We start from the raw sequence: 25,039 nt of genomic DNA, 5'->3' as shown, positions 1-25,039 counted from the left end.
TGCCATGAACGACCCGCTCTCCGACATCGTCCGCCTGCTCCGGCCCCGCGCGGTGTTCTCCAAGGGCATCAGCGGCGCCGGGACCTGGGCGGTCCACTACACCGAGTTCGGCGAGCCCAGTTTCTGCGTGGTGCTGGAAGGGGCTTGCCTGCTGCGCGTCGATGACCATCCGCCGGTTGCGCTGGAAGCCGGCGATTTCGTGCTGCTGCCGGCGACGCCCGGCTTCACCCTGGGCAGCGGCGACACGCATCTGCCCACCCGGATCGATCCGCATGCCGCCGCCGCCCACCCCGCCGACATCCGCCACGGACGCGCGGATGGCCCCCCGGATGTGCGATTGCTCGGCGGCTGGTTCCGGTTCGACGCGCATGATCCGGCACTGCTCACCTCCCTGTTGCCTGCGCTGGTGCACGTGCGCGGCCAGCCGCGACTCTCGATGCTGGTGCGCCTGCTGGCCGAGGAAGCCGACGCGGATCGGCCGGGACGCGGGATCGTGCTGGCGCGCCTGATCGATCTGTTGCTGGTGGAAACGCTGCGCACCTCGGCGGGCGACGGGAATTCCCCCGGCCTGCTGCGCGGACTGGCCGACGCCCGCCTGGCTCCGACCCTGCGCGAGATGCACGCGCGTCCCGCGCATGGCTGGACCATCGAACAATTGGCCCGACTCGCCGCGCTGTCGCGTTCGGCGTTCTTCGATCGCTTCACCCGCCAGGTCGGCATCGCGCCGATGGAATACCTGCTGTCCTGGCGCATGGCCCTGGCCCGCGACCTGCTGCGCCACCAGGACGCCAGCGTGGGCGAAGCCGCCGAACGCGTGGGCTATGGTTCGCCCAGTGCCTTCAGCGCGGCGTTCAGCCGGTACGTAGGCATGTCGCCGGGGCGGTATGCGCGGCAGCCGGCGTAACGCGGCGCCGGACTTCTAAGCTTCGACCCCGCAACGGCGGAGGGGCTTCGTGCAGCCATCTCCCCAATCGTTGCGCCGCCAGCAATAAGTGTCCCGATCCACCAGGACGAGATCCCATGTCACCGGCTGGCCGGAATCATCCATGCGCGTTTCGCCCTTCAGCGACATCCGCAGCCCCTCGGGAATTTGCTGGAGGATCCGATACTCGCCCACTCTCCTCGGCTCCCGGCCACCGTCTTCCCGCGCGGGCGAAAGCGCCAGATACATGTGCTTCCTGCTGGCGCTGAAACTGATCACCTCGGGAGCCTCCCTGCAATCGTTGGAACCCTCCCATCCCCATTTCCCCGGCAACAGGACATAGGGGTCGGGCTTTCCGGCATCCCCCAGACCGCACCCCGCCAGGACAATCGCGCTCGCCAGCGCCAACACTCCCGATTTCAGCACTTGCCTCTCCCTGGACATGAATCAAGCGGATCACCACCGCGGGCAGCGCGATGGTGGCCTGCGCAACCGACCGTTTCATCTTGCCTTGGCCGAATCCGTTTCGCCATCGACCCGCATGCGTCCGCAAGGTCTCGCCGGAACCCGGCCTCAGTACCCGACTGGATGCTTCAGGAACCGCCAGATGATCTTGCAGGCCACCGTCCAGCTCCCTGCGCGTGATTCGACCTCGCGCTGGATGCCATCGAGCGCCGCGCGGTCATGCACGGCCCCGTTGAACACCACCGCCCGGATGCGGCGCGTGTGGCGGATGTCCTCCAGCGGGTTCCGGTCCAGCAACAGGAAATCCGCTGCATGGCCCCCGGCGATCCGGCCATGCCGATGCGAGAGCCCGGCGTATTCCGCCGGTGTCGTGGTGGCCGCCCGCAACGCTTCGACCGGGGTCAATCCGGCCCGCACCAGTTGTTCGAGTTCGCGATGCACGTCCAGCCCCGGCGCGATGTAGTCGGTGCCGACCATGATCCGGACACCGGCCTGTTGCGCGCGTCCCGTCAATTCCAGTCCCTTGCGGTGGAAATCGACATAGGCCTGGCGCGCGGCCGGCGAAGGATCCCTGGCCAGGGTTTCGTCGATATCTTCCCGCCATTGGCGCCGCAGCAGGGGATGCAGGGTCCGCAGCGCCGGATCCTCGCGGACTTCGGCCCGATCCGCGTAGGCGTCCACCCAGCGGGTCAGGTGGGTGGGCACGTAGTAGGTCCCGTTCGCGCGCATCGCCGCGAAGATCGCATCGGCGCGGCGCGGATCGTGCCGGTCGACCATGGCGCGGCGATCTTCGCGCCAGGCGGGCGTACCGGCGACGGCACGCAATGCATCGCTGCCATCGAAGGATTCGTGCAGCAGGAAGCGGGCGTGTTCCAGGCTGCGTTGCCCCCGCGCCGCTTCGATCGCACTGACCGCGTGCGGCCGATGGCCGACGACCGGCATGCCGGCCTTGCGCGCCTCGTCCACCAGCGCGCGCCACGCCGGCGCGGGGATGCGGTCGTAGGCCTTGACGGTGTCGACCTTTCCGGCGAAATGGCGGACGAAGGCCCGCGCCTGGTCCGGTGTGCCGGTGTCGAAGAAATCCGGCACGTCTCCCAGACGCTTCACCATGCCCGGTCCATTGGCCATGAAGCTGGAGGATTCGATCACCACCGGCCCCACCCGCTCGCCCGCCAGCGCCTCGCGGCTCCAGCGCTGTTTGTCGCCGGCGCAGGCGATGAACGGATCGTCCGCGCTCGGGCAGCCCTGCAGATCGCGCACGTGGGTGACGCCGTAGGCGACGTAAAGCGGCATGTCCAGCAACGGCGAGAACGCATACAGATGGGTGTGCATGTCCCACAGCGCCGGCATCAGCGTGCGGCCGCGCCCGTCGATGCGGCGGGCGTGCGCGGGCGCTTTCACTTCGCTGGCCGGTCCCGCGTCGGTAATGGTTCCCGCGGACCACACGATCGATTGATCCCGCAGCAGCTGGCCCCGCGCCACGTCCACCACATCGACGTGTTCAATCATCCAGACGCCCGCATTGCGAGCCGGTCGGATTTCCCGCTCCGGCCAGTTGACGCCGATGGTGAACATAGCCACCACGATGCCGCACGCCGCCAGCGCGGCCCGGATCGTCCATGAAAGTGAGCGACGCATGAGTGTGGCGACTATCCAGGATTCGGCTTCATGCGCCGCATGGAACCATGCTTGATGCCGGCACCGCGCGGGAGGAAAGTAACGCCATCCCGCAAGCGCGCGTCCCGGTCCGTCAAAGACTCATGCCGTGGATGCCCGCGCCGGCCCACCGCCGCCCGCGACATGCGCGCGCACCTGTTCCAGGGAAGAAAAGAACGGATTCGGCTCCATGGACAGGATCACGTCCAGCGCCTCGGCGAGATCCGCATGATGATCCGGCGACGCCTCGACAAGGCGATAACTGCCATTGGCGACCCGGAACAACCCTCGCCGATTCGGGGTGATGAAATCGGGCTCCAGCGGCGTTCCGTCCGTGGCCCAGAACAACCAGACGGCCGCCTCCACGTCGAGGCCTTCGCATTGGGCGATGGCGTCGGCCTCGCTGGCGAAAACGAACAACCTGCATTCTTCCGTTTCCGCGGCGAACATCAATCCGGGGTGATCACTACGCTGCCCAGCCGTCATCCATTCACCCTCCGTTGGCGGGAATGGGCCGGGTACGCCGGCCCGGCCATCATCGCCGGCATTCGACGGGCGGTGCCGACAACGATCGCACCTTGTCACGCAATGCCTTCGCCTTGTCCAGGTCACCCCGGGCCTCGTGGGCTTCGGCCAGGCTGTCCCAGGTGTTGGCCGAATCCGGAAACAGGATGGTGTTCAACTCGAAGACGCGCAGCGCCGCATCCACGCCCAGATTCCCGCGCACGCTGTAGCCGGTGGCGTTGACGAGTTGCTCCAATACGGCGCCGCTCAGGACATCGCTCGCGCGAATGGATTGCGCCATGGCCTGCACGTCGCCTGCCGTGTGCGGTCGGAGCGCGAACGCCACCAGTTTTTCCGACAAGGCTTCCGCCGGGAATCGTTCCGGCGCCGCGGCCGCCATCGCGCTGTCCACCAGCACGCGCGACCACACATTGCGGGCGCTGCCATTGGTCAGGTAGGCGAAGACATGGACGTCGCTGTCCAGCGCGTCCTTGAACAGGATGCGGACACGGACGCGGGCACCGCCGTCATGGCCCAGCTGATGGTATCCGTCGCTCTCGCCGTGCTCCCAGCCGGCGGCGAACCAGGCGCGCTTTCCATTGGCGAGGGTGCGCGGCTGCCACAGGCGGCGCAATGTCGCCTTGCCCACCAGTTCGCCCGAGGTCATCGCCTGCAGGAACCGGCCCAGATCATCCAGCGTCAGATACAGGCCGGCATGGCCGTAGGCATAATCCGGCCAGGCCAGATCGCTTTCCTCCCGCAGGCGTCCCTCCTTGCCGGCATAGGCCGTCGCCACGCCCCGGCGGGGCAGTCCCGCCGGCCCCAGCCAAGTATGGCGCATGCCCAGCTTGCGCAGGATGCGTTGCTCCGCGATCCGCGGATAAGGCTTGCCGTACCGCGCCTCGAGCAGCGCGGCCAGCACCAGGTAGTTGGTCTGCGTGTAGCGCGTATCGGTCCCCGGCGCGAACTGCATCGGCTTGTCCGCCAAGGACCGGAATACCTGCGCCGCGTCCCCGGCGAACACCGTATCCGCCGACGCGCCCGCGCCATTCCGGTTGTCGAAGTATTCCGGTACGCCGGAGGTGTGATCGAGAAAATCGCGCACGGCGATCGACCGCCAGGCAGCGGGAAGTCCCGGCAGGTAGACGCTCGCGGGCGCATCCGGATCCACGCGTCCGCGCTCGATCAGTTGCATGATCAGTGTGCTGGTGAACAGCTTGGCCAGCGAATAGACGGGAAAGACATCGTCGCTGGCGACGGGCCGGTGCGTGTCCACGTCCGCCTCGCCGTCCACGCCCTGGAAAACCACCTGTCCGTCACGCATGACCCGCAAGGCTTGTCCGGCGATGCCGTAGCGCTGCCGGTTCAGCTCCATCTGCTGTTCCAGAGAACGGGACAGCGCACCTTCACCCGCGCTCGCGATGCACGGCAGCAGCGCGACCAGCCCGATCACCGCGCTCATCACGCCGCCGTATTTCATCCTGCGCATCATCCCGCGTGTCCCATACTCGATTGCCTGCGGCGCCTTCCGCCATCGCCCGGACGCCGTCCCGAACGCGATCCGGCGAAGCACCCCGCCATCACTGGACGAAAAAAGCGGTGCGCGCCACGCCCGCATTGTTGTCCGGCCCCCTCCAGGCGCGCACCTCCAGTTCATACAGTCCGGATCGCCCCGCCGGAATGTCCGCGCCGAACAGCGCGCTCGCCGGATCGAACTTGAGCGGGTAGCGCTGCGAAGGACCGCCGTCGACCGTCACGTGGACTTCGACCTCGGTGTCGTCCACCCGCCAAGGCCCCTGCGCGGTAATCGCGCAGCCGCACAGCATCGTGACGCCCACCCGTACCGGTACATCCGCACCGGCCTTGAGCCATTGATAGGCCACCGGGCTGGCCAGGTCGACCACCAGGCCCGGCAGTTCCAGCAACCAGCCATCGCCCGCGGTGAGGTCGCGGCCCGGCAGGATCCACTGCGTGCTGGTGGCGGTCGTGGCCGCCTGCGGTTGGGCCAGCGGTCCGGTCACGCTCGCGGTCACCCGGCGCGGGTGGTCCAGGTCAAGGGTCGCGCGGAACACCGCCGAGTCCGCGCTGGAGCGTTTCCCTCCCGGCTTCGTTCCCGTATCCAGGATGCGCCGGGTATCGCCCGTGGTGCCGGAGGCCTGCCCGCGGGCCAGGATTTCACCGGTGTCCGCGTCGCTCAGCACCACCTGTACCGGCGCGCTGTACCCGCCAAGGAACTTCGCGCCCCGCGCCAGCACGCGGACTTCCACTTGCGTCGGTTCGGCTGCGGCGGGTGCGGCGATTCCGCCCCCCGCGAGGAAGATGCACAGCGCGATGCGGACAGTTAAATGCATGGACGGTCTCCGGAAGCAGGGAGGCGATGACGCCGGGCGGGTCCGCCGCGGGCGGCCCGCGGTTCGTTCCGGAAAAGGGTGGGACCTTCTGTCAGAATCGGCCAATGACATGTCGTGACATTGGCTGACATGGCGTTACCGCAAGGCTTTCCGGCCGACGGAACAGGGAGAGGGTGATGCTGAACTTCGATGACTTCCGGCTGGATCCGGCCGCCTTGCAGGTTTTCCGGAACGGGATTGCGCTGGATGCCCCGCCCCAGGTGGTGGAAGTCCTGGCCTGCCTGATCGAACACCGCGATCGGATCGTACCCCGGCAGGAACTGCTCGAACGGTTCTGGCCGCGCGCCGGCACCGGCGGCGATGCCGCCCTCAATACCTGCATCCGCCGCATCCGCACCCTGCTGGACGACGACGCCGACGCCCCGCGTTACATCCAGACCCGGCCGCGCGCGGGTTACCGTTTCGTCGGCACGCTCGCCGGCGAAGACAGTGTGGCCGAGTCGCTGCCGACCCCTCCGCTTCCCGTCGCCCGTCGCCCCGCCCGCTTGCCGATGGCCGGCGGCCTGCTCGCCGTGGCATTGGGCATCGGCGGCGCGCTCTGGGCGCACGCCGCGCTATCCCCGCCCGAGCATCGCATCGCCATCGAACCGGTGCAGGGACTGTGCGAATACGTGCTGTTCCCGAAGTTCAACGCCGGCCTGCGCGAAAGCCTGACGGCGCAGGTCAGCCATCGCCTGCCGGCCGGCTACCGCGTGGCCGCCGACAGTCGGGAAGCCGACCTGCATGCCCGCGTCAGCGTCCGGCAGACGCCGAAGCAGACCGTCGTCGTGCTGACCCTGGTCGACAAACACGACGGACACCTGCTCTGGTCGGGCGAGTTCAGCGGCGACACGGACATGGACGACTACGTGCCGTTGCAGCGCTCGCTGGCCGAACGCATGGCGGCAGGGCTGTCCGACGCGCTGGACAAACGCTCCTGACCTCAGCGGAGGGTGCCCGCGTGATGGCGGACTGATGGCCATGACGGCCGCCTGGGGTCACGGTTCGATCAGCCGATACTCACCGGGCATGCCCAGGATCGCCTCGAACACCCGTGCTTCATGCGAGTACGCATGCGTCGCCCGGAGGGTCAGCCGGTCCTCCACCAGCGAGACGGCCTTCGCTCCGGCTTCGCATGACCAGAATCCGTTCGAGACCTCGGTGAACGATACGCGGGCCGCGACCCGGGCGGGCTGCCCGGCGCCGGACGTCGTGACCCATTCAATCCAGGCGCGGCAACTGACGTGTTCGAAGCCGACACTTTCCGTCGCGACGCGGAAGCCGCCCTCCTCGGTGCCGGAGCGCCAGTGTCCCCCGGTCACGACCGCCAGGGGCGCCGCATCCCCTTCGACCGCCGCGGCCGCGTGATGCATCGGAACCATCGCGAACACGAGCAGGGACAACATGGATTTCTTCATGGGCATGACTGGCCGATGCCGATTCCCCGACGAGGGGACCCGAGGGCACCCATTACAGCGTCCAATGCGCACGCGCACAATGGAGCCATCGACGCGCCGCCCCGCTCACTCTTCAATCGCCTCGATGCCCTGTCGTTTCAACTGCTCCAGATGCGCGCGCATCGCCGCCAGTCGCTCCGGGGAATGCCCGTCCCACGACGCGACCTCGCCGATCACGCGAAAGGGATGCGAAGAGCGGTACGACCGGGTGGGATTGCCGGGGAATCGCTTGTCGGTCAGGTTGGGATCGTCCTCGATTGGACCGGTGGGCTCCACGATGTAGATCCTGCCCGGCCCGTCGCCCACCGCCAGTTCGGCGCCCCAGATCGCCGCATCCAGCGTCGCGGACAGGTAAACGAACCGCGCCTGCTTCCGGGCGCCATAGTTGGAGGCACGACCGGGAATTATCAAATCGCCGACCCGCAGGTCCGCCCTGGTGCCGTGGTAGTAAGTCTGCGCATCCGTCATCGTCTTGTTCCGGTGTCCTGCCATCTCGACAGGCCGGTGATGCTGCCGCGGGCGCCCGGCCTTGCCGCAAGCCCCCCCGCGTTATATAAATTCATGGCGGGAGGCGCGCGGCGCCTCCCGTTTTTGTTTTCCCGCCCCGGAATTCACGCCGCGCGGCCGGAGACGCACCGGATTCATTTTCGCGCCATGCCCGGACGCCCGTGCCCGGGCGTTGCTGAAGCGGATTCGACCTTGGCCCCGGCAGAATGCCGCAATCCGCCAAGTACATTCCCGCGGACGCGAGGTACGCTTGCTCCCTTGCGTGTTCCTCCTCCCCTTCGCCGGAGATTCCCATGAAGACGATATTTGCCACCCTGCTGATCGCTGTCGCCCTGCAAGCCGCCCCGGCCTTCGCCGATTCGCCGGCCACGTCTCCCCTGGCGGGAAAGTGGGCCATCGACGTCGACAAGCTGCCGATGCCGCCGGAAGCGCGACCGAAGAGCGTGACGCTGGAATTCCGCGATCATGCCGACGGCAAATGGGCCACGCAGGTCAGCATCGTCAATCCGGACGGCAGCACGATGCATTCGGATGCCACGCTGCCGCTGGACGGCACCCCCGGGCCGGTCACCGGCGACTACTGGGCCGACGTGTCCGCGATGAAGATGCCCGCGCCCGGCGTGCTGGTGCTGCAACTGGCGTACAAGGGCACCCCCTCTTCCACCCGCATCTACACGGTGAGCGCGGATGGCAAGACGCTGACCGAGACCAAGGCCTTCTTCAGCAAGGAAGGCAGCCCGATCCTGCAGACCACGACGTTCTCGCGCATTCCCTAGGGTGATACACCACGAGGGATCGCCATCGGGCCAAGCTTACTCCTTCGTGTGTCTGCACGATCTGGCCAGAATCCGCTCCATCACACGCGACGCCAATACGCTTCCCCTGGGTCGACCACTTCCCTGGAATGCCAATGGTTGTGGGCACGCAGGGATTCAAAGTAGGTGATTTCATCCGGCACGAGGGGACGCCATTTGGAGTCCCGTTGAAACCCGGCGAATACGGTCACCTCGAGCGGGAGTCTTGCAATGGCCGAAGCTTGCGCTTCGGCCAGTGATTCTCGGTTCGCACCACCCTCCGAGGTAGGATTCGCGAGCTGGATCCCATCGTTTTCCCAATCACAGACCCGGCAAATTTCGTACGAACCATAATAACCTTGGAGCGTAAGGAAACCGCACGCGGGACAAGGAAGGCTGCTCATTTTTTTCTGGATCCGTAGCGGAAATGATGCCATCGCGCTGAAAGCTGCGGATGGGAATTCACAACAAAAATTGAATATCCATGGATCCTGCTGATCGGGCGATCTTGCCCATGTCCAGACACGCAGGAATCCAACCGCGATGTGATGCTGCAAGCCCTCGCCGCGGTCACGCCTCCTTGTTCTTCTCGTCCCAACGCATGGGTTCCCACAGCTCCACCTTGTTGCCATCCGGATCCATGATCCAGGCGAACTTGCCGTTCTCGTGCGACTCCGGTCCGCCGACGATGTCCACTTCGGCCACGCGCAACTGCGCCAGCAGCTCGTCGAGGTCATCGACCCGGTAGTTGATCATGAAGGAGGATTCGCTGGGGCTGAACCATTGGCTGTCCGGCTTGGCCAGGTGCCACACGGTCAGGCCGCCGTCCTCGGCCTTGTCATCCGGCCAACGCAGGACCGCGCCACCCCACGGCTCCAACGGCATGCCCAGATGCGTTTCGTACCACGCCGCCAGGGCGGCGCTGTCGCCCTTGCATTTCAGGAAGACGCCGCCGATTCCGGTCACCCTTGCCATCGTTGCCCCCCGAGGTTTGGATCCGCGGCCAGGACGGCGCGATCCGGGAAAGTCGGGGAATGCTCCGGCGGGCGGCGGCGCGAGTCAATGGCAATCCGCACGAGGCCTGTTCAATCGCGCGGCACGCGCCGGGCATCGGACGCATCAAACCCACCAACGGGTCACAGAACCGCGTGCACGAACGCAAACCCGCGGGAGTAAGCTTTTCCGCCTGACCACCACAAAAGGACGACCGGAATGAACCGATGGATGCTGGCAGGCGCGATTGTCCTGTCCCTGGGGAACGCCGGCAACGCGCTGGCCGCCATACCGGGCTTCAACGCGACCTGCCCGGGCGCGATCGAGGTCCATGCCGACGAGGGCGGGCCGGTTTACGTCAACGGACGGGAGACACAGCTCAAGCGCTTCAACGACAACTACTTCGAAGCCCGGGACGCACAGAGCGAGGTCACGCTGTCCCTCGGCACATCGCCGGATGGAAGCGTGCAGCTTTCCTATACCGGCAAAGGGGGCGCGAACGGGGTCTGCACGGTGGGCAAGGCAGCGCCCGCGTCCGGCGCCGCGATGGCAAGGGAAACCCGGGTCGAAACCCGCTCCGATGGCGCCACGGAGGTGACTTGCGAGTCCGTGGACCAGCGCCAGGCCGAGTGCGCGATGGACACGCATGGCGACGTGCGCCTGATCCGCCAGTTGAGCAAGGCTCATTGCGAGCAGGGCCAGAGCTGGGGCCTGTACCACCATTCCGTGTGGGTGAAGGGCGGGTGCCGCGCGGTATTCAAGAACGTCTCGGCCAGCCGCTACACGATGCCTCCCGCCAGTCGTCCCGGCATGGACACGACCTTGCTGGGAGCCTGCAACGCGCGCGCCCAGGCCGAAGGCGCGCTGGTCACCCGGCTTCCGGTCAACGACACGGTCACCGAACTGATCGTCGATTATCCCGAGGGCCGCTTCCTGTGCATGGTGCGCAACGACGGACTGGTCCAATCCCTGACCCAGATCCGCAAGCGGTAAGCCCGCAGGGACGACACGCACTTGCCCCCAGCAGCGCAGGGGCTTCGATCCCTGTGCCGTTGGCCGGCTCGCCACCGGCGCGAGTGCCCCGTCTTTCCCGATGCGTCATCGGATCGCGGACATCGCTTGAAAAACCGTCATCCCGTGACGCCGTACCGCCTCAGCAGCGCATCTACATACCGCCAGCCATCTGATCACCGCCGCCAAATAAACTGGGCGCTGCCGCCGAACTAACTGGACAGCTGCACCAAATACGCTGGACAGTACCCTCGAGTCAGCAATCAGGCAACATGTGGCCCGATTCCTTTCCTCAGTTTCCAAACTTCCCATGCAGGGAATACAACGGTTCCAATACCCATTCGTAGAGCTTGCGTCGCTCCCCTAGGATATCGGCCTCCAGCGTCATGCCAGGACGCAAGGATTCAGGCTTCCCGTAGGCCTGGATGGTCTGACGGTCCAAGGCCACCAGCACCCGGTAGTAGGGTTCCGTGACTTGCCCCTCAGAGGCCTGCGCGCTAACCGCACTGCGGGAGACCCGAATCACCCGGCCGCCATGGTGACCAAACTTCTGGTACGGGTAGGCTTGGTAGCGCAGCAGTACTCGGTCCCCCGGTTCGATGAACCCCACGGCGCGACTTGGTACGAGAAGTTGCGCTTGCAGCCTAGACCCCTCCGGCAACAGGCTCATGAGAGACTGTCCCGCTTGCACGCTTTGTCCTGGTTCGAGCAAGCGACTGGCCACCAAACCGGCGACCGGTGCCTTAATGAGTAACTCGCCACTGGCCTCCTGTTGAACGCGCTCTTGCCCCAACATCGCCAAGTCCCGGCGAGCGGTGGCCTGCAAGATGCCCCGTTGTGCTGGCAGTTCTCGCAGCGCCTGTTCCAACTGCGCAATACTACGCCGTAGTGCAGTGGCTTGCCGCTCAAGGGCCTGCTGGGCATTGACAAGTTCCAACACCGCCTGCTGTTGCTGGTTTAATTGCACCTGGCTGACATATTTCTCGTCGGCCACGCTCTGATAGCGCTGGATGGTCTCATTGCCCAGGCGTACCTGTTCTTTTCGGGTTTCAATCTCGCGTTCAATCTGGCTCAACTCTTGTCGCGCCCCCGTCAACTGCCGACTCAAGCCCATCTGTTGCGCATTCATTTGGACTTGCTGAGATTGCGCCAATTGCTCCAGACTGTCGCGGCGTTCATCCAAGCCTTCGCGGATGGCCATCAGCGCATCCCGTCCTGAGGCCATCGCTCGCGGCACCTGGATGAGAGCCAGCGCTTCCCCCGCCCGCACAGGCTCGCCCTCTTCGGGCAACAACCGACTGACGACGCCGGCCGTGGGGGACATCACCGCCGACAGCCCCAAGTCAGGGACCAGTTGGCCCGTTACCGTTGAACGTCGTGTGTATTCGCCCAAAACCCCGAAAGCCACGACCGCCGCGGCACATAGCGCTCCCATTCCAGCCAGAACCCAAAGTCCGAGCGGCTGTGCCAATGAGATGCGGCCCAGCCAGCTCATCCGCTTGGTGTTTAATACTTCGTGGCGAAATAGAGCATCGCTCATGTCAATGCAGGCTCAACGCTGGTCTCGACGGGAGCGTTAGGTATCTGCCGTTTAGGGCGTAGCTCTTGCACAATCTTCCCACCCTGCATGACCAGCACGCGATCGGCGCTGGCAATGGTTTCCGGTCGATGGGCGATAATCACCTTGGTGAGCGCGAGTTGCGCCACGGCTTGGTTCACTCGTCGCTCGCTGTCTAAGTCCAGATGGCTGGTGGCCTCGTCTAGAAACAGAACGCGCGGTTGGCGATAGAGTGCCCGGGCTAGGATGACCCGCTGTTTTTGGCCGCCAGACAAGGTAGTCCCCATGTCGCCAATAAGACTGTGGTAGCCCATGGGCATGGCGGCGATTTCCTCATGGATGGCCGCCAAGCGGGCGGCGGCCTCGATACGGATCGAATCGTGGCCTTCGTCTCCCAGCGCGATGTTCTCTGCGATGCTGCCGGCGAAAAGCTGGTCGTCCTGCATCACAGCCCCAACCACCTGACGGCGACTGTGTGCACTTTGTCGGTGGACGCTTTGTGTGCCTAGAGACACTTCGCCTTCGGTCGGACGGAGTAGGCCCAGCATGAGCTTGATCAATGTCGTTTTGCCACAGCCAGAGGCACCGACGATGGCCACTGCCTCGCCTTCTTCCACGGAGAAGCTACACCCCTGCAGGATCCAAGGCTCGCCTTCCGCGTAACGGAAGCTCAGGTTGGAAACGTCCAATCGCGCACTCTTGGAATCAGCGCCTTCGAATGAGCGCTCTGCCGATGACTCGGGAGGCGTCAACACAATGTCCGCCAAGCGCTCGCCGTGTAGGCGTAGCATTCGAAACTCAATCCATTTGTCGATTAAGCCGCTGATGCGACCGGCAAACTGGTCCTTGTAGGCCAGATAAGCAATGAGCATGCCCACTGAGAAAGCATTATTCATGGTCAGAGCTGCACCCAGCCAGATGACAGCGATACGCTCGACTCCGAAGATGAGCTGACTTGCGGATATAAAGCCTAACCCCAGCTTGGCCAAGCTCACTTCACGGTTGATCGTGTCGTTCATTAGATTCAGATAGACCGAACGCCGGTTGTTCTCGACGCCCAAGACCTTGACCGACTGTATGCCACGGATGGACTCTAGAAGATGGCTCTGCTGTTTTGCGGCGGAGACCAGCTGCTGCTCGACCTCCTTACGAACGGGACCGAACGCAAGCGCTCGTACCGCTAGATAAAGCCCCACCGCCAGTAGCGTGACCAAGGCCAGCTTCCAGCTATACAGCAACATCATGCCCAAGGTCACGAAGGCCATCAGTCCATCAATGATAGCCTCCACGAAGCTGGTGGTCAGCGTGCGCTGAATAGCCTGCACGCTGCCCATACGGGAAACGACATCTCCTAGATGCCGCTTTTCAAAGAAGTCCAATGGCAACTTGAGCAGATGGGTGAAGACATTGCCCATCCACTGCAAACCCAGTCGCGTGGACAGAACCACCACCGCCCAACCTCGGAGCAGACCGATGCCCACCTGCAACAGCAGGGCCACGCCAAAGCCGAGCCCCAATACCGTGAGCAAGTCCCTATCCGCTGAAATCAAAACCTGGTCAACCACCCACTGCACGAAGAACGGAGCCAGGATGACAAAGACCTGCAAGGCCACTGAGAGCAACAAGATTAACGCTAGCGCACGCCCTAGGCCGGTGACGTGACCAGTAAGCTGACGGAGGGACACTGAAGGAGGAGCTTCCTGACGCTCAAATTGCGTGCTGGGTGTGAGCTCCAAAGCAATGCCGGTGAAGTGGCCGGAGGCTTCTTCATAACTCAACTCGCGCTTGCCGAACGCAGGGTCCAGCACCGTAATACGGCTTTTTTTTGCCTTGACCAACACCACAAAGTGGTTCAAGTCCCAGTGCAGGATACAAGGAGCGCTCAATTTTGATAGCTCATCCAGCTCCAAGCGAAGCGGACGACTCTGAAAGCCTAGTTGGCCCGCCACGGAAACTAAGCGAGTAAGACTTGCTCCTTTCAAGGAGAAAGGGAATCGCTGACGCAGTTCCCGTAATCCAATTCTTTTTCCGTGGTGGGCAGCCACCATCGCCAAACAGGCCAGCGCGCACTCCGAGCTTTCTGACTGCAACACCGCTTCCATGCCGCGTCCTTGCTGAAAATATGTGAACGCCCACCTCTACAAGAATCGTTTAACTATTACTTTTTATCTCTATCGCCTAGCGATTTTTTAATCTTCTGTATTTCAATGAAGTTCATAACAGAGATCAGAAGCGCAGAAGCGGCAATTATGCTGGAGAAACTGGCAATACCCATAGAGAGCCCCAATACTGTGATTAGAGAGTGACCAGTCGCTATGACTGGTCACTGATAACGCTACTACTCAGAATTACGATGCTGCATCAAAGGCGCCGGCAATGGCTCCCAGAATTCCACCCGCGGCAGCCCCGATTGCAGCTCCCGCGGCAGTACCAACCGCAGGGGCCACGAAGGTACCTACTGCGGCGCCTGCCGCTGCACCGGTAGCGGCACCCGCAAGACCACCCTGGATCGCACCACCAACGACAGACGAGGTCCCGCGGGCGTCACCACCGCTGATGAAGTCCAACTCGTTCAGAGTCAGTTCGCGCATATATGTTCTCCTTTTTGGCCATTACAATGAAATATGCCAAGTTAGCAAATTACTCTGCTTGCTTCGGTGCTTCGCTTGATCCATATCCGGCCAAGGCGCCACCAACCGCGCCAATTCCAGCACCTAGCGCTGCGCCTACGGCAGCACCAACTGGGCCGCCAACGAATGCTCCGACGGCGCCACCAGCCACTGCGCCGCTAGTCGCACCGCCAATCAGGCCGCCAATGACACCATTATGGGCGGAACCATTGTTTCCCTCGCCGCCGCCAGAAACGGCATCCAGTTCACTCAATTTGAGTTCACGCATTGCAACATCTCCTTGTTGAAAGCACAGTTTCCCCTGCGCACCGGGGCCGTGACAGCACGGCAATTAGCACATTTCTTATTCTTCTTTTTGTTACCAAATAGGGAAGTAGCCAGATAGATCGAAGATGGCAAAGCGTGTAAGCCATGTCAACCGTCATGCGTGTAGGAATTTTCTTACAACCGAATCAGATTAGGCTTGACCTGCCCCCACTGGCCGTACCAGTAATTACTGACAAAGTCCGGGGTCAGTACCTCTTCGTCGCCGGATATCCAGCCGAACGCCTTCGCCCCGCCGTCCAGTCCCTGGACGAGGTAGTGCGCCTCGAAATCCACCACCGTCCTTGCGAGATCGTCCCGGGCATGGGTCGCGGTCCAAGCCACGTGCGCCACGCAATGAACGTCGTCGAAGGGCGAAAGGCGGATGCCCCGAATCCGCATGTCGCGGGTGCCGATGTCCCGGTAGTGCGCTATCCCTGCGCCATCGCCTGCCTGAGCTTCCCATCGTTCCTTCCGGTCCTGACACCGGTCGGGCCGGCAGCGATGAAATCGGAGGCATACAGCGAAGCCACTTCCACCATGTCCACCTCGCCGGCGAGCGCCTGCCCGAAGAGGCGCGTACCGTTCGACGGTTTCACGACCGCGGCTTCCAACGGAAAATCCTCCTGCGCAGCGCCCGGCGAGCCCGTTACTCCTCCGTCCGTCCCGGCGTCTGCCGATCCCGCTCGAACGCACGCGCGAACGGGAATTTCGGTAGCCACGATTCGCGACGCAGGGTCCAGCTTTCGTAGCTCGGCATCAGTTGATCCGGCGCATCCAGCGTCCCCAGGTGCACTTCGATTTCGTCCGCACTGCGCGCGAACACGGAGGAACCGCAGCGTGGACAGAAATGCCGTCCCGCGTAGTCGCGGGTTTCGCCGTCGATGATCACCGCGTCCTCGGGAAACATCGCCGCGGCATAGAAGAGCGCGCCGTGATGCTTGCGGCAATCGAGGCAGTGGCACAGTCCCACCCGATAGGGGCGTCCGGTCGCCACCAGCCTGACGTCGCCGCACAGGCAGCCTCCGGTGAATCGTTCCATGGTATTCGTCCCTCCATATTTGTCCGTGCGGGCAGGCCGGCGACGACGCCGGAAACCGGCTCCGCCTTCCACGCCCGCGGAATCGAACCTGCCGGAACCAATCTGGCCAGCGATGGGTTCACGTCGCGTGACGACCACGGACATCCGGAAGCGTCCGCTCCTTCCGAAGTCCGTTCAGGCTGTGTGTTTCCGTATAGTGGAATCCGCGACACGGATGCTAAGGTTCGACCGGCCCCTTGCCCAGGATGGACACCATGCCCGCAGTTGCAAGACTCGCACTCCTGATCGGTCTCCTCGTTTCTTCCCCGCTTGCACTCGCCAGGGGCCCGCTCACCGAAACCGGTGAACTGCAGGGCGCGCCGTGGCGCATCGATGTACCTGACAACTGGAACGGCGAACTGGTGATGCTGGCACATGGCTTCGAGCCGGCGGGCGTGCCGCGCGAAGCGGCATGGCCGGCAAACGAGGCCACGCCCGCGCTGCTCGGCGCCGGCTATGCGGTGGCGCAGAGCGGCTACAGCCGGCAGGGCTGGGCAGTGGTCGAGGGCGTGGCGGATACCGAACGCCTGCGCCAGCAGTTCATCGCCCGTCATCCGGGCACCCGGCGCACCTGGATACTCGGCTTCTCGATGGGCGGTGCGGTTGCCATCGCCAGCCTGGAACAACACGGGGGGCACTACGCCGGTGGTGTCTCCCTGTGCGGTGCCAACCTGCCCGGCGCGACGCTTGCCGGTGAACTGCTGACCACGCTGGTCGCCTTCGACTACTTCTTCCCGAACGCCGAAGGTCTGCCGGCCGACGGCCTGGCATCCGCCGAAGCCGGCGCCCTGCCCCAGATGCAGGTCTACCAAAGTGTCGCCACCGCATTGCAGGCGAAACCGGATCTGGCGCAGCGCCTTGCCGGCCGGCTGGAAGTCTCCACCGACGATCTGCCCGGCACCATCAGCCTGCATGCCCTGGTGTTCCATGACATGGCCAGGCGTTCGGGCGGCATGCCGGCGGGAAACCGGGAGACCGTCTACCAGGGCTTCGGCGACGACGACGCGTTCAACGCGGGCGTGAAGCGCTACGCGGCGGATCCCGCCGCACAGGCCCGCATCGGCGGCCAGCCCCGGTTGACCGGCGCACTCGGCAAGCCGCTGGTGATCCAGTTCAATCATCGCGATCCGACCATCACGCCGCGCATGCAGGCCATTTATCCGCAACTGGCGAAACAGGCGGGGGCGACATCTGTCCCCACGCTGCTGCCCGCCGCCGGCGAAGGCCATTGCGGCTTTTCCGATGCGCAGACCCTGGCGGCGTTGAAGACCGTCGTTGGCCTGGCACCCGCCGCGTCCGTTCCCTGACGGTATTCCAGGAGCTTCCCGAGTCACCGCGCCGCCACGATGGATTCCCGGCACGCGGCGACGAACGGTGACCGTCGCTACCGGACCCGGGCGTTTACCCAGACAGCGGCACAGGGCCGCCCTTCCCCGTCGTATGCGGCCGGTACTTGCCTGCCCGCAAACCGAACGGGTGCTGCGTACATCCGCCACAAGGAGAGTGTCATGCCACTGATCACCCGCATCGAACTCCAGCTGCAGACCGGCGAACAAAGTGGCGCCGGTACCGACGGCGACGTCTATCTCGGCCTGTGCGGCCGCGAGTTCTACATCGACTCATCGAAGGACGACTTCGAGAAAGGCGCGTCGCGGACCTACATTTTCGGCGACGAGAACAGCGACCGGAATGTCGAACACCCCGACCTCAACGATCCCACTTCGCATTATCTCCGGACCGAGAATCTGGAGAAATTTCCGGTCTACATTCGATTCCATCCATTGGGCGGAAATCCGCGTGCTGATCGCTGGCAACTGGCACGTGCGGACGTGTATCTGAACGGCTCGGACATCTACGAATGGAGCACAGCCAGCATCATCCACGGCCTGGGCATCTGGCTGGGTACGCACGCGGGACTGGTGGTGCATCTGGCCAAGCATGTCGATTCGGCTCCCCCCAGGCCGCCGGTGAAGGGCGAACTGGCATCCTGAGGCACCGCATGAGCCCGGGGACGATGCTCCCCGGGCCTGCCGCCCGATTGACGCCTCCTGGCGGCGGTACCCAGAATCCGGACGACCGGGATTCCGAGGCATCCCCGCCCATCCTGCATTCAACGCCGCCCCTTCCAACGGAAATGACGAACAGCGCTCCTGCGGATCCCTCGAACGGCTACGAAGCGATCGCCGGCGACTTCATGTCCATCCGGAGCGATTCGGCGACGGGTGCCGACACCGTTCGCGCCTGGGCCAGGGCCTTGCCCCGCGGCGGCGCCGTGTTGGATCTGGGGTGCGGCCATGGCGTGCCGATTCGAAAACCCTGATCGAGGCGGGGCTGTCCGTCCACGGCATCGACGCCTCGTCCCGCCTGATCGCCGCGTTCCGGGCCCGCTTCCCGGACGCGACGGCGGCGCGCACCACCGTCGAGGACATGGAGCTTCCTGGCGGCAGCTTCGATGGCGCCGTCGCGTGGGGCTTGATGTTCCTGCTGGCGCCGGAGACCCAGGCGATGCTGATCCGGAAGGTGGCCGCGACATTGAAACCCGGCGGCCGATTCCTGTTCACCGCGCCGCGCCAGGCCTGCGCGTGGCGGGACAGCCTCACCGGCCAGACGTCCGTTTCGCTGGGTGCCGGCGCGTACCGTGAACTCCTGGAAGCCGAAGGTTTTGTGCTGGCGGGCGAAACCGAGGACGAAGGCCAGAACCATTACTACTTCGCCACGCTGCCGGACCGCGAAGACGACAAGCCGACGATCATCACGGTTCCGGACGCGGTGCAGGCATCCTGACTCTGCTCCGAAGATTCCCCCCTGTACCGACTGCCAATTGGATTTCCCGATCATGCGAAGCGGCCGGATGCCGGACCAACTGCATCGCATCAGCGCGATGGCGCGCCGCCTGTTCATCCGTGCACGGGAAAACGGCTCCCTCGAGGCGGTTCCGCAACGCCGCAATAGTCATGCTTCCTTGAGCCAGATCGACTGAACCGAGCGCGGCCCGCGCGCTCGCTGGAAACCTAGCCCAAGGACGCTCATGCCCACACTTCGCCATTGGCTTGCCGGGAGATTGGCACCGCACCGAAGTTTGATCGGAGAAGCCGCCACGCACGCCAGGAGTGGACATTGGTAGCGCAATGGTTTCATTTTCCGACCTGTGCAGTGATCCATCCAAGGCACATGCCGCAGTGCATCGTGGTCGCCCCAGCGGCATCGTTTACAGTCGGCCGTCGCCTTCCGTTTCCGGACAAGCACGCATGCGCCCACGCCCGCCCCTGCCGGTTCTGCTCGCGCTCGGTATCGCCGCAGGCCAGCCCGCTGTTTCCACCGCGCAAGCTGGAAACAGCGCGGACGGACTGACGGGACGGTGGGACATCACGCTCCAGACCCCGGAGGGTGATCAGCCTTCGTGGCTGGAAATCCGCCGTTCCGGCGCGAGCGCGCTGGTGGGCCAGTTCGTCGGTACCGCCGGCAGCGCGCGACCGATCTCGCGGGTGGAGGCGATCGGCGACGCCCTGCATTTCGCCATCCCGCCGCAATGGGAGGGCGGCCAGGGCGATCTGTCGTTCGACGGACGCCTGCGCGACGGCCGGCTTTCCGGCACCCTGCAACTGCCCGACGGCAGGCAGCAGGCATGGAGCGCCGTGCGCGCACCCTCGCTGCACCGCACCACGCCGCCGCGCTGGGGAGAACCGATCCGCCTGCTCGATGGCAAGGGCCTGGACGGCTGGCGCCCGCTGGGCCAGTCGTCGCAATGGACGATGGAGGATCGCGTGCTGCGCAACGCCAAGGCCGGCGCCAACCTGGTCAGCGAGCGCCGCTTCACCGACTTCAAGCTGCATGTGGAACTGCGTTTTCCCAAGGGCAGCAACAGCGGCGTGTACCTGCGCGGTCGTCACGAAGTGCAGATCGCCGACACCTTCGGCGAACCGGCCAGCGACAGCCTCGGCGCGATCTACGGTTTCCTCGCACCCAGCGAGGATGCCTCCGGCACGCCGGGCGAATGGCAGACGCTGGACATCACCCTGGTCGGCCGCCAGGTCACCGTCGCGGTCAACGGCAGGACCGTGATCTGTGATCGCGAGATTCCCGGCATCACCGGCGGCGCGCTCGACAGCGACGAAGGCGCGCCCGGTCCGATCCTGTTGCAGGGCGACCATGGTCCGGTCGAGTTCCGCAACCTCATCCTGACCCCGGCGTTGTGAGCATGGCCAGGGACGACGACACCTATGACGCCATCGTCATCGGCTCGGGCATTTCCGGTGGCTGGGCCGCCAAGGAACTGTGCGAGAAAGGCCTGAAGACGCTGGTGCTGGAACGCGGCCGCAACGTCGAACACATCAAGGACTATCCGACCGCGTGGCTGTCGCCGTGGGAGCTGCCGCACGGCGGCGCGCTGACCCGCAAGTACCGGGAGGAGAACCCGGTCGCCTCGCGCATCGCCGCCGAGGACGTGCTGCACTTTTTCACCCGGGATGCCGATCATCCCTACGTGCAGGAAAAGCCGTTCGACTGGATTCGCGGCTACCAGGTCGGCGGCAAGTCGATCATGTGGGGCCGCGCCTGCCAGCGCTGGAGCCGCTACGACTTCGAAGCCCCCGAACGCGACGGCTACGGCATCGGCTGGCCGATCGGCTACGACGACATCGCGCCGTGGTACTCGCACGTGGAGAAGTTCATCGGCGTGTCCGGCAACGCCGACGGACTGGAGTCGATGCCAGATGGCGAGTTCCAGCCGCCGTTCGATTTCAACTGCGTCGAGAAGGCCTACAGCGAAAGGATCCGCAAGCACTACGGCGACCGCTACGTGGTGCAGGGGCGCTGGGCGCACCTGACCAAGCCCGAAGCGATCCACATCGAACAGGGGCGTGGCCCCTGCATGTCGCGCAACATGTGCTGGCGCGGCTGTCCTTACGGCGCCTATTTCAGTTCCAATTCCTCCACCCTGCCGTGGGCGGCAAAGACCGGCAATCTGACCATCCGCCCCGACGCCGTGGTGCACTCGATCATCCACGACGAGCGCAAGGGTCGCGCCGCGGGGGTGCGGGTGGTCGATGCGCACACCAAGGAAATCACCGAGTACCGCGCGCGCATCGTGTTCGTGAACGCCTCCGCGCTGAACTCCGTGCTGATCCTGCTGAACTCGATTTCCGCGCGCTTTCCGCACGGGCTGGGCAACGACAACGGCCTGCTCGGCAAGTACGTCGCGTTCCAGAGCTACCGCGCCAACGGCGGCGGCCTGATCGACGGATTCGAGGATGGCTATTACTACGGACGCCGGCCCTCGGAGTGCATCATTCCCAACTTCCGCAACCTCAAGCGGCACGAGATGGATTTCGTCGGCGGCTACACCACCTTCACCGGCGCCTTCCGCGAGCGCGGCGCGCCGTCGTCCGCGCGCATGGGCGGCGTCTACAAGGATGCGCAGGCGCAACCGGGCCAGTGGAAGGTCTACATGTACATGCAGGGCGAGACCATTCCCAAGGAAAGCAACCACGTCCGCCTGCACGACAGCCTCAAGGATGCCTGGGGCATCCCGCAACTGGTGACCTCGGTGGACTACGACGACAACGACGAGAAGATGGTGCGCGACTGGCGCGAACAGGCGAAGGAGATGATGGAGGTCGCCGGTTGCCGCGACATCCAGACCGCCGACACCCAGTGGTATCCCGGACGCGACATCCACGAGATGGGTGGCTGCCGGATGGGGCGCGATCCGGCTACCTCGATGCTCAACCCATGGAACCAGCTGCATGCCTGTCCCAACGTGTTCGTCACCGACGGCGCCTGCATGACCTCCACCGGCAACCAGTCGCCGTCGCTGCTGTACATGGCGCTGACCGCGCGCGCGGTGAACCATGCAGTCGAGGAAATGGGGAGGCAGAACCTGTGAGCGGCACGCCCCGCAACCTCACCCGCCGCGAGGCGCTGAAGGCCGGCCTGGCCGGAGGCGCGCTGGCCGCGACCGGCCTGCTGGGCGGCTTCACGCCTGGCATCGCCAGGGCGGCGGCGTCCACCGCGCAGGATGACCAGGTGCTGCTGGAAGACATCGCCGACATCCTGCTGCCGACCACCACCGCCTCGCCCGGCGCCAAGGCGGCAGGCGTCGGCACGATGATGGCGCGGGTGCTGGCCGACTGCGAAAGCCCGGAAACCCAGCAACGGGTCGCCACCGGCCTGCGCGCCTTCCGCGACACCTGCCGCGCGCGCGGCGGCGACTTCGCATCACTGCCCCTGGCCGAACGCGAACGCCTGATCCGCGATATTGATGCCATCGCGCAGAAGGAAGGCGACGCCCACTGGTTCAACAGCGTGCGCACGCTCGCGGTCAACGCCTATTTCACCTCCGAGGTCGGCCTGACCCAGGCGATGCGCTACGTCCCCGTTCCCGGGCGTTACGACGGATGTGTGCCACTCGAACCCGGACAGCCGGCGTGGGCGTGATCCGCGCGTCCGTTCGGGCGTTCGTCCGCCGGAATCCCGTCATCCGCTAGCCAGAACGCGCCAGGAGGCACCATGCGTCCCCTTCGCTATTCCATCAACCTCACCCTCGACGGCTGCTGCCATCACGAAGGCGTATCCACCGACGAGGAACTGCATCGGCACGCGGCCGAAAACATCGCGCGCGCCGACGCCCTGCTGTTCGGCCGGGTCACCTACCAGATGATGGAGGAGGCGTTCCGGCCACCTGTCCAGACCGGCGTCGTGCCCGACTGGATGGAACCGTGGATGCTGCCCTTCGCCCGCACCATCGACGCCGCAAAAAAATACGTGGTGTCGAACACGCTGGCGCAGGTCGACTGGAACGCGGAACTGCTGCGCGGGGATCTGGCCGAGGCCGTCCGCCAGCTCAAGCGGCAACCGGGCAACGGCCTGTTCACCGGCGGCGTGACGCTGCCGAAAGCACTGGCCGAATGGGGATTGATCGACGAGTACGAGTTCATCGTGCATCCCCGGCTGGCCGGCCACGGCCCTACCCTGTTCGCGGGCCTTCCGGCAGGCATCGACCTGAAGCTCGTGGGCCGGCATGAATTCGGCGGCGGAGCGGTGGCGCTGAGGTATGAGCCCCGCCGCTAGCCACCCGGCCTGGATGCTACGCTCTGCCCGCCGCCCCTTTCCGGGAAACATGGCGCGGCCCCACCCGAATGACAGGTGCTCCATGTCGGACGTCGCGATCAACCTGCGGGACAAGCTGTCCCGGTTCTCCGAACACTGGTCCCCCCGCGTCATCGCCGAGATGAACGACTACCAGTTCAAGCTCGCCAAGGTCCAGGGCGAATTCGTCTGGCACGCCCACGCCGACACCGATGAAGTCTTCATCGTCCTGGACGGCGAGCTGACCCTCGAATTCCGCGACAAGGCCGTGCGCCTCGCCGCCGGCGAAATGTACGTCGTCCCCAGGGGCATCGAACACCGCCCCGTCGCCGCCCGCGAATGCAGCATCCTGCTGGTGGAGCCGCGCGGCGTGGTGAACACGGGCGACGCGGGCGGGGCTTATACCGCGAAGAATGATGTGTGGGTGTAGTGGCGTTTCTTCGCCCCTTTGCCGCGCCGGATGCCACCCCATAACCAGAATCGACTTCCAAGGATAGAAGCTCGTGAAGCAGTTTTTCGTTGCCCTGATCATGATGTGTACAAGTTGTCATTCCACGGGCAATGGAGCTCTGGCCGGTCTTGGCACAGGCGAGAAAGACATGCTTGCCGGTGTCCGCCCAGACCATATCCTTGAAGCATGGGGTGGGGAAATTCATGGGAAGGACCTCGGGGAATGGGGCGGCGAGGTGACGTTCCGCGAACAGAATGGCCATGAGTATCAACTGATCGATGACAACAGCCGGGGTATCTTCGATATGCCCTATGGCGTCATTGCGATCACCGGGTTGGCCCAACTTGGCGAGAATCGTGGGAGTGTCTACGTCATCAGACGCGGAGATTCGACCAACCGTGTCACGGCCACCAAGACACTGACCCTTCCCGATTGGCCTTGCGAGACCATCGCATCGAAGAACGAGATCATGCTTCGCGTCTTCCGTGGCTATGGACCCGTACCTGACCGTCCTTCAAGTCCACTGTACGCTTGTTACTCGCTTCAATCCCCCAGCACGGTCCAGCCGACGGTGTGTCCTGCCGTCATTCCGGAAGGTTGCTTTCATTAGTGCCAATATCTGTCTGATGGAAATCAGGAGGTCTCATGGGGTTTTCCGCCAGTTGGTTGGCCGTTCAAGGCAAGGATCCGGAACATGTCCTCGGCGCATTGGGCTTGTCGCGCACCGGGGAGAAAGAAGAGTTTCCCGATTCCGAGCTCAGCTGCGTTGAACTGCCTGGAGGATGGTTTCTCGTCCACATCAACCGGTTCGACTCCCCGCTGTCCTCGCAGGCGACGCTCGCTTCGCTTTCCGCTGGCTGCAGGTTGGTGGCATGCCGCGTCGAGGAACACGTGATGTACAGCACTGCGACCTGTCTCGAAGATGGCGTGCGGATGTGGCATGTGGAGCACGACGCGCAGCAGGACATCTACCACCTGTCATCGGAGGGGAATCCTCCCTCCGGATTTGCACGGATCCATGCCACCCTGAAAACGCAGCAGGACGCAGCAGGCGGCGCCGATGCGGATGTCGATCACATCTTCGATGTGCCTGTCGCGCTCGCCGAAACAATGACGTCGTACCGTCATGACAAGGAACTGGAACTGGATGATCCGGAGCCTTTCGAAGTCCTTGCCCGGGAAGTCTCCGCATCCTCGAAACCCTGGTGGAAGTTCTGGTAGCCACGCCCGT

Annotated in this window: 30 protein-coding genes; 15 read left to right on the top strand and 15 right to left on the bottom strand. The window is 64.6% G+C overall.

Going from position 1 to position 25,039, the window contains the following annotated elements; all coding sequences use genetic code 11:
- Positions 1-4 precede the first annotated feature (4 nt).
- Positions 5-904, top strand: coding sequence for an AraC family transcriptional regulator (locus tag AC3DE2_RS16455; RefSeq protein WP_488427075.1), 900 nt, complete (start codon positions 5-7; stop codon positions 902-904).
- 15 nt (positions 905-919) lie between these two features.
- Here the strand turns inward: AC3DE2_RS16455 and AC3DE2_RS16450 are convergent, their stop codons facing one another.
- The 5 genes from AC3DE2_RS16450 to AC3DE2_RS16430 all read right to left on the bottom strand — a co-directional run bounded on the left by AC3DE2_RS16450 (position 920) and on the right by AC3DE2_RS16430 (position 5,898).
- Complete coding sequence (locus tag AC3DE2_RS16450; RefSeq protein WP_295381961.1) at positions 920-1,348, bottom strand: hypothetical protein; 429 nt, start codon at positions 1,346-1,348, stop codon at positions 920-922.
- A 147-nt stretch (positions 1,349-1,495) separates the two neighbouring features.
- Entirely contained in the window at positions 1,496-3,025 is a 1,530-nt protein-coding gene (locus AC3DE2_RS16445) for an amidohydrolase family protein (RefSeq protein WP_488427074.1), read from the bottom strand.
- A gap of 120 nt (positions 3,026-3,145) precedes the next feature.
- Complete coding sequence (locus tag AC3DE2_RS16440; protein WP_488427073.1) at positions 3,146-3,493, bottom strand: hypothetical protein; 348 nt, start codon at positions 3,491-3,493, stop codon at positions 3,146-3,148.
- Between the two features lie 85 nt (positions 3,494-3,578).
- Complete coding sequence (locus AC3DE2_RS16435) at positions 3,579-5,036, bottom strand: serine hydrolase domain-containing protein (RefSeq protein ID WP_488427072.1); 1,458 nt, start codon at positions 5,034-5,036, stop codon at positions 3,579-3,581.
- A gap of 91 nt (positions 5,037-5,127) precedes the next feature.
- Complete coding sequence (locus AC3DE2_RS16430) at positions 5,128-5,898, bottom strand: hypothetical protein (protein ID WP_488427071.1); 771 nt, start codon at positions 5,896-5,898, stop codon at positions 5,128-5,130.
- A 176-nt stretch (positions 5,899-6,074) separates the two neighbouring features.
- Between AC3DE2_RS16430 and AC3DE2_RS16425 the strand changes: the two genes are divergently transcribed.
- Positions 6,075-6,878, top strand: coding sequence for a winged helix-turn-helix domain-containing protein (locus AC3DE2_RS16425; protein WP_488427070.1), 804 nt, complete (start codon positions 6,075-6,077; stop codon positions 6,876-6,878).
- Between the two features lie 57 nt (positions 6,879-6,935).
- Here AC3DE2_RS16425 and AC3DE2_RS16420 read toward each other — a convergent pair whose 3' ends face one another.
- Complete coding sequence (locus tag AC3DE2_RS16420) at positions 6,936-7,355, bottom strand: hypothetical protein (protein WP_488427069.1); 420 nt, start codon at positions 7,353-7,355, stop codon at positions 6,936-6,938.
- A gap of 105 nt (positions 7,356-7,460) precedes the next feature.
- The gene (arr, locus tag AC3DE2_RS16415) at positions 7,461-7,862 is read right to left on the bottom strand and encodes an NAD(+)--rifampin ADP-ribosyltransferase (RefSeq protein WP_295381945.1); all 402 of its coding nucleotides are present in this window, start codon (positions 7,860-7,862) and stop codon (positions 7,461-7,463) included.
- 332 nt (positions 7,863-8,194) lie between these two features.
- Here arr and AC3DE2_RS16410 point away from each other — a divergent pair, with 332 nt between their 5' ends.
- Complete coding sequence (locus tag AC3DE2_RS16410) at positions 8,195-8,677, top strand: LuxR family transcriptional regulator (RefSeq protein WP_488427068.1); 483 nt, start codon at positions 8,195-8,197, stop codon at positions 8,675-8,677.
- Between the two features lie 80 nt (positions 8,678-8,757).
- Here the strand turns inward: AC3DE2_RS16410 and AC3DE2_RS16405 are convergent, their stop codons facing one another.
- Together AC3DE2_RS16405 and AC3DE2_RS16400 are read right to left on the bottom strand one after the other, a co-directional pair.
- On the bottom strand, positions 8,758-9,099 hold the full coding sequence (locus tag AC3DE2_RS16405) for a CPCC family cysteine-rich protein (protein ID WP_488427097.1): 342 nt from the start codon (positions 9,097-9,099) through the stop codon (positions 8,758-8,760).
- Positions 9,100-9,265: 166 nt separating this feature from the next.
- Positions 9,266-9,670: a VOC family protein gene (locus AC3DE2_RS16400; protein ID WP_488427067.1), complete on the bottom strand. Its 405-nt coding sequence runs from the start codon at positions 9,668-9,670 to the stop codon at positions 9,266-9,268.
- A 237-nt stretch (positions 9,671-9,907) separates the two neighbouring features.
- Between AC3DE2_RS16400 and AC3DE2_RS16395 the strand changes: the two genes are divergently transcribed.
- Complete coding sequence (locus AC3DE2_RS16395; protein WP_488427066.1) at positions 9,908-10,681, top strand: DUF3011 domain-containing protein; 774 nt, start codon at positions 9,908-9,910, stop codon at positions 10,679-10,681.
- Between the two features lie 310 nt (positions 10,682-10,991).
- Here AC3DE2_RS16395 and AC3DE2_RS16390 read toward each other — a convergent pair whose 3' ends face one another.
- The 6 genes from AC3DE2_RS16390 to AC3DE2_RS16365 form a co-directional block, all read right to left on the bottom strand.
- Positions 10,992-12,239, bottom strand: coding sequence for an HlyD family secretion protein (locus AC3DE2_RS16390; RefSeq protein WP_295381932.1), 1,248 nt, complete (start codon positions 12,237-12,239; stop codon positions 10,992-10,994).
- Positions 12,236-14,359 carry a peptidase domain-containing ABC transporter gene (locus AC3DE2_RS16385; RefSeq protein WP_488427065.1) on the bottom strand — a complete coding sequence of 708 codons (2,124 nt, stop codon included), beginning with the start codon at positions 14,357-14,359 and terminating at the stop codon, positions 12,236-12,238. Before AC3DE2_RS16385 ends, AC3DE2_RS16390 begins: the two co-directional genes overlap by 4 nt.
- 538 nt (positions 14,360-14,897) lie before the next feature.
- Positions 14,898-15,155 carry a hypothetical protein gene (locus tag AC3DE2_RS16380; protein WP_295381924.1) on the bottom strand — a complete coding sequence of 86 codons (258 nt, stop codon included), beginning with the start codon at positions 15,153-15,155 and terminating at the stop codon, positions 14,898-14,900.
- Between the two features lie 173 nt (positions 15,156-15,328).
- Entirely contained in the window at positions 15,329-15,592 is a 264-nt protein-coding gene (locus AC3DE2_RS16375; protein ID WP_488427064.1) for a hypothetical protein, read from the bottom strand.
- A 29-nt stretch (positions 15,593-15,621) separates the two neighbouring features.
- Complete coding sequence (locus tag AC3DE2_RS16370; RefSeq protein WP_295381920.1) at positions 15,622-15,804, bottom strand: hypothetical protein; 183 nt, start codon at positions 15,802-15,804, stop codon at positions 15,622-15,624.
- Positions 15,805-15,839: 35 nt separating this feature from the next.
- A complete protein-coding gene (locus AC3DE2_RS16365) occupies positions 15,840-16,232 on the bottom strand; it encodes a GFA family protein (RefSeq protein ID WP_295381917.1) in 393 nt (130 codons plus the stop codon).
- Between the two features lie 254 nt (positions 16,233-16,486).
- Between AC3DE2_RS16365 and AC3DE2_RS16360 the strand changes: the two genes are divergently transcribed.
- The 11 genes from AC3DE2_RS16360 to AC3DE2_RS16310 all read left to right on the top strand — a co-directional run bounded on the left by AC3DE2_RS16360 (position 16,487) and on the right by AC3DE2_RS16310 (position 25,029).
- Positions 16,487-17,578, top strand: coding sequence for an alpha/beta hydrolase family protein (locus tag AC3DE2_RS16360; protein ID WP_488427063.1), 1,092 nt, complete (start codon positions 16,487-16,489; stop codon positions 17,576-17,578).
- Positions 17,579-17,779: 201 nt separating this feature from the next.
- Complete coding sequence (locus AC3DE2_RS16355; RefSeq protein ID WP_295381907.1) at positions 17,780-18,262, top strand: hypothetical protein; 483 nt, start codon at positions 17,780-17,782, stop codon at positions 18,260-18,262.
- Positions 18,263-18,557: 295 nt separating this feature from the next.
- Complete coding sequence (locus AC3DE2_RS16350; RefSeq protein WP_488427062.1) at positions 18,558-19,055, top strand: class I SAM-dependent methyltransferase; 498 nt, start codon at positions 18,558-18,560, stop codon at positions 19,053-19,055.
- A 67-nt stretch (positions 19,056-19,122) separates the two neighbouring features.
- Positions 19,123-19,251 (top strand): hypothetical protein, encoded by a 129-nt coding sequence (locus tag AC3DE2_RS16345; protein WP_488427061.1) that lies wholly within the window; start codon positions 19,123-19,125, stop codon positions 19,249-19,251.
- A 268-nt stretch (positions 19,252-19,519) separates the two neighbouring features.
- A complete protein-coding gene (locus tag AC3DE2_RS16340) occupies positions 19,520-20,467 on the top strand; it encodes a 3-keto-disaccharide hydrolase (RefSeq protein WP_488427060.1) in 948 nt (315 codons plus the stop codon).
- Between the two features lie 2 nt (positions 20,468-20,469).
- Positions 20,470-22,155, top strand: a complete 1,686-nt coding sequence (locus tag AC3DE2_RS16335; protein ID WP_488427059.1) for a GMC oxidoreductase — start codon at positions 20,470-20,472, stop codon at positions 22,153-22,155.
- The gene (locus AC3DE2_RS16330; RefSeq protein ID WP_488427058.1) at positions 22,152-22,706 is read left to right on the top strand and encodes a gluconate 2-dehydrogenase subunit 3 family protein; all 555 of its coding nucleotides are present in this window, start codon (positions 22,152-22,154) and stop codon (positions 22,704-22,706) included. The genes AC3DE2_RS16335 and AC3DE2_RS16330 overlap by 4 nt, the downstream gene beginning before the upstream one ends.
- A 72-nt stretch (positions 22,707-22,778) precedes the next feature.
- Positions 22,779-23,339: a dihydrofolate reductase family protein gene (locus AC3DE2_RS16325; RefSeq protein ID WP_488427057.1), complete on the top strand. Its 561-nt coding sequence runs from the start codon at positions 22,779-22,781 to the stop codon at positions 23,337-23,339.
- An 82-nt stretch (positions 23,340-23,421) separates the two neighbouring features.
- Positions 23,422-23,787 (top strand): cupin domain-containing protein, encoded by a 366-nt coding sequence (locus AC3DE2_RS16320; protein WP_488427056.1) that lies wholly within the window; start codon positions 23,422-23,424, stop codon positions 23,785-23,787.
- Between the two features lie 73 nt (positions 23,788-23,860).
- Positions 23,861-24,418 carry a hypothetical protein gene (locus tag AC3DE2_RS16315; protein ID WP_488427055.1) on the top strand — a complete coding sequence of 186 codons (558 nt, stop codon included), beginning with the start codon at positions 23,861-23,863 and terminating at the stop codon, positions 24,416-24,418.
- A 35-nt stretch (positions 24,419-24,453) separates the two neighbouring features.
- Positions 24,454-25,029, top strand: coding sequence for a hypothetical protein (locus AC3DE2_RS16310; protein WP_488427054.1), 576 nt, complete (start codon positions 24,454-24,456; stop codon positions 25,027-25,029).
- Positions 25,030-25,039: the final 10 nt, after the last annotated feature.

The organism is Pseudoxanthomonas sp. 68-E7 (assembly GCF_057773145.1).
The sequence above is the reverse complement of the archived record's forward strand: the minus strand, read 5'-3'. Positions and strand labels throughout refer to the sequence as shown.

Excerpts from the sequence above, each read along its gene's own strand:
- AC3DE2_RS16390 (WP_295381932.1), bottom strand. The coding sequence starts at position 12,239 with ATGAGCGATGCTCTATTTCGCCACGAAGTATTAAACACCAAGCGGATG.
- AC3DE2_RS16385 (WP_488427065.1), bottom strand. The coding sequence starts at position 14,359 with ATGGAAGCGGTGTTGCAGTCAGAAAGCTCGGAGTGCGCGCTGGCCTGT.
- AC3DE2_RS16435 (WP_488427072.1), bottom strand. The coding sequence starts at position 5,036 with ATGCGCAGGATGAAATACGGCGGCGTGATGAGCGCGGTGATCGGGCTG.
- AC3DE2_RS16440 (WP_488427073.1), bottom strand. The coding sequence starts at position 3,493 with ATGTTCGCCGCGGAAACGGAAGAATGCAGGTTGTTCGTTTTCGCCAGC.
- AC3DE2_RS16395 (WP_488427066.1), top strand. The coding sequence starts at position 9,908 with ATGAACCGATGGATGCTGGCAGGCGCGATTGTCCTGTCCCTGGGGAAC.
- AC3DE2_RS16355 (WP_295381907.1), top strand. The coding sequence starts at position 17,780 with ATGCCACTGATCACCCGCATCGAACTCCAGCTGCAGACCGGCGAACAA.
- AC3DE2_RS16445 (WP_488427074.1), bottom strand. The coding sequence starts at position 3,025 with ATGCGTCGCTCACTTTCATGGACGATCCGGGCCGCGCTGGCGGCGTGC.
- AC3DE2_RS16335 (WP_488427059.1), top strand. The coding sequence starts at position 20,470 with ATGGCCAGGGACGACGACACCTATGACGCCATCGTCATCGGCTCGGGC.
- AC3DE2_RS16345 (WP_488427061.1), top strand. The coding sequence starts at position 19,123 with ATGCCGGACCAACTGCATCGCATCAGCGCGATGGCGCGCCGCCTGTTC.
- AC3DE2_RS16425 (WP_488427070.1), top strand. The coding sequence starts at position 6,075 with ATGCTGAACTTCGATGACTTCCGGCTGGATCCGGCCGCCTTGCAGGTT.
- AC3DE2_RS16325 (WP_488427057.1), top strand. The coding sequence starts at position 22,779 with ATGCGTCCCCTTCGCTATTCCATCAACCTCACCCTCGACGGCTGCTGC.
- AC3DE2_RS16310 (WP_488427054.1), top strand. The coding sequence starts at position 24,454 with ATGGGGTTTTCCGCCAGTTGGTTGGCCGTTCAAGGCAAGGATCCGGAA.
- AC3DE2_RS16375 (WP_488427064.1), bottom strand. The coding sequence starts at position 15,592 with ATGCGGATTCGGGGCATCCGCCTTTCGCCCTTCGACGACGTTCATTGC.
- AC3DE2_RS16400 (WP_488427067.1), bottom strand. The coding sequence starts at position 9,670 with ATGGCAAGGGTGACCGGAATCGGCGGCGTCTTCCTGAAATGCAAGGGC.
- AC3DE2_RS16340 (WP_488427060.1), top strand. The coding sequence starts at position 19,520 with ATGCGCCCACGCCCGCCCCTGCCGGTTCTGCTCGCGCTCGGTATCGCC.
- AC3DE2_RS16365 (WP_295381917.1), bottom strand. The coding sequence starts at position 16,232 with ATGGAACGATTCACCGGAGGCTGCCTGTGCGGCGACGTCAGGCTGGTG.
- AC3DE2_RS16420 (WP_488427069.1), bottom strand. The coding sequence starts at position 7,355 with ATGAAGAAATCCATGTTGTCCCTGCTCGTGTTCGCGATGGTTCCGATG.
- AC3DE2_RS16360 (WP_488427063.1), top strand. The coding sequence starts at position 16,487 with ATGCCCGCAGTTGCAAGACTCGCACTCCTGATCGGTCTCCTCGTTTCT.
- AC3DE2_RS16410 (WP_488427068.1), top strand. The coding sequence starts at position 8,195 with ATGAAGACGATATTTGCCACCCTGCTGATCGCTGTCGCCCTGCAAGCC.
- arr (WP_295381945.1), bottom strand. The coding sequence starts at position 7,862 with ATGACGGATGCGCAGACTTACTACCACGGCACCAGGGCGGACCTGCGG.
- AC3DE2_RS16430 (WP_488427071.1), bottom strand. The coding sequence starts at position 5,898 with ATGCATTTAACTGTCCGCATCGCGCTGTGCATCTTCCTCGCGGGGGGC.
- AC3DE2_RS16320 (WP_488427056.1), top strand. The coding sequence starts at position 23,422 with ATGTCGGACGTCGCGATCAACCTGCGGGACAAGCTGTCCCGGTTCTCC.
- AC3DE2_RS16405 (WP_488427097.1), bottom strand. The coding sequence starts at position 9,099 with ATGAGCAGCCTTCCTTGTCCCGCGTGCGGTTTCCTTACGCTCCAAGGT.
- AC3DE2_RS16380 (WP_295381924.1), bottom strand. The coding sequence starts at position 15,155 with ATGCGTGAACTCAAATTGAGTGAACTGGATGCCGTTTCTGGCGGCGGC.
- AC3DE2_RS16455 (WP_488427075.1), top strand. The coding sequence starts at position 5 with ATGAACGACCCGCTCTCCGACATCGTCCGCCTGCTCCGGCCCCGCGCG.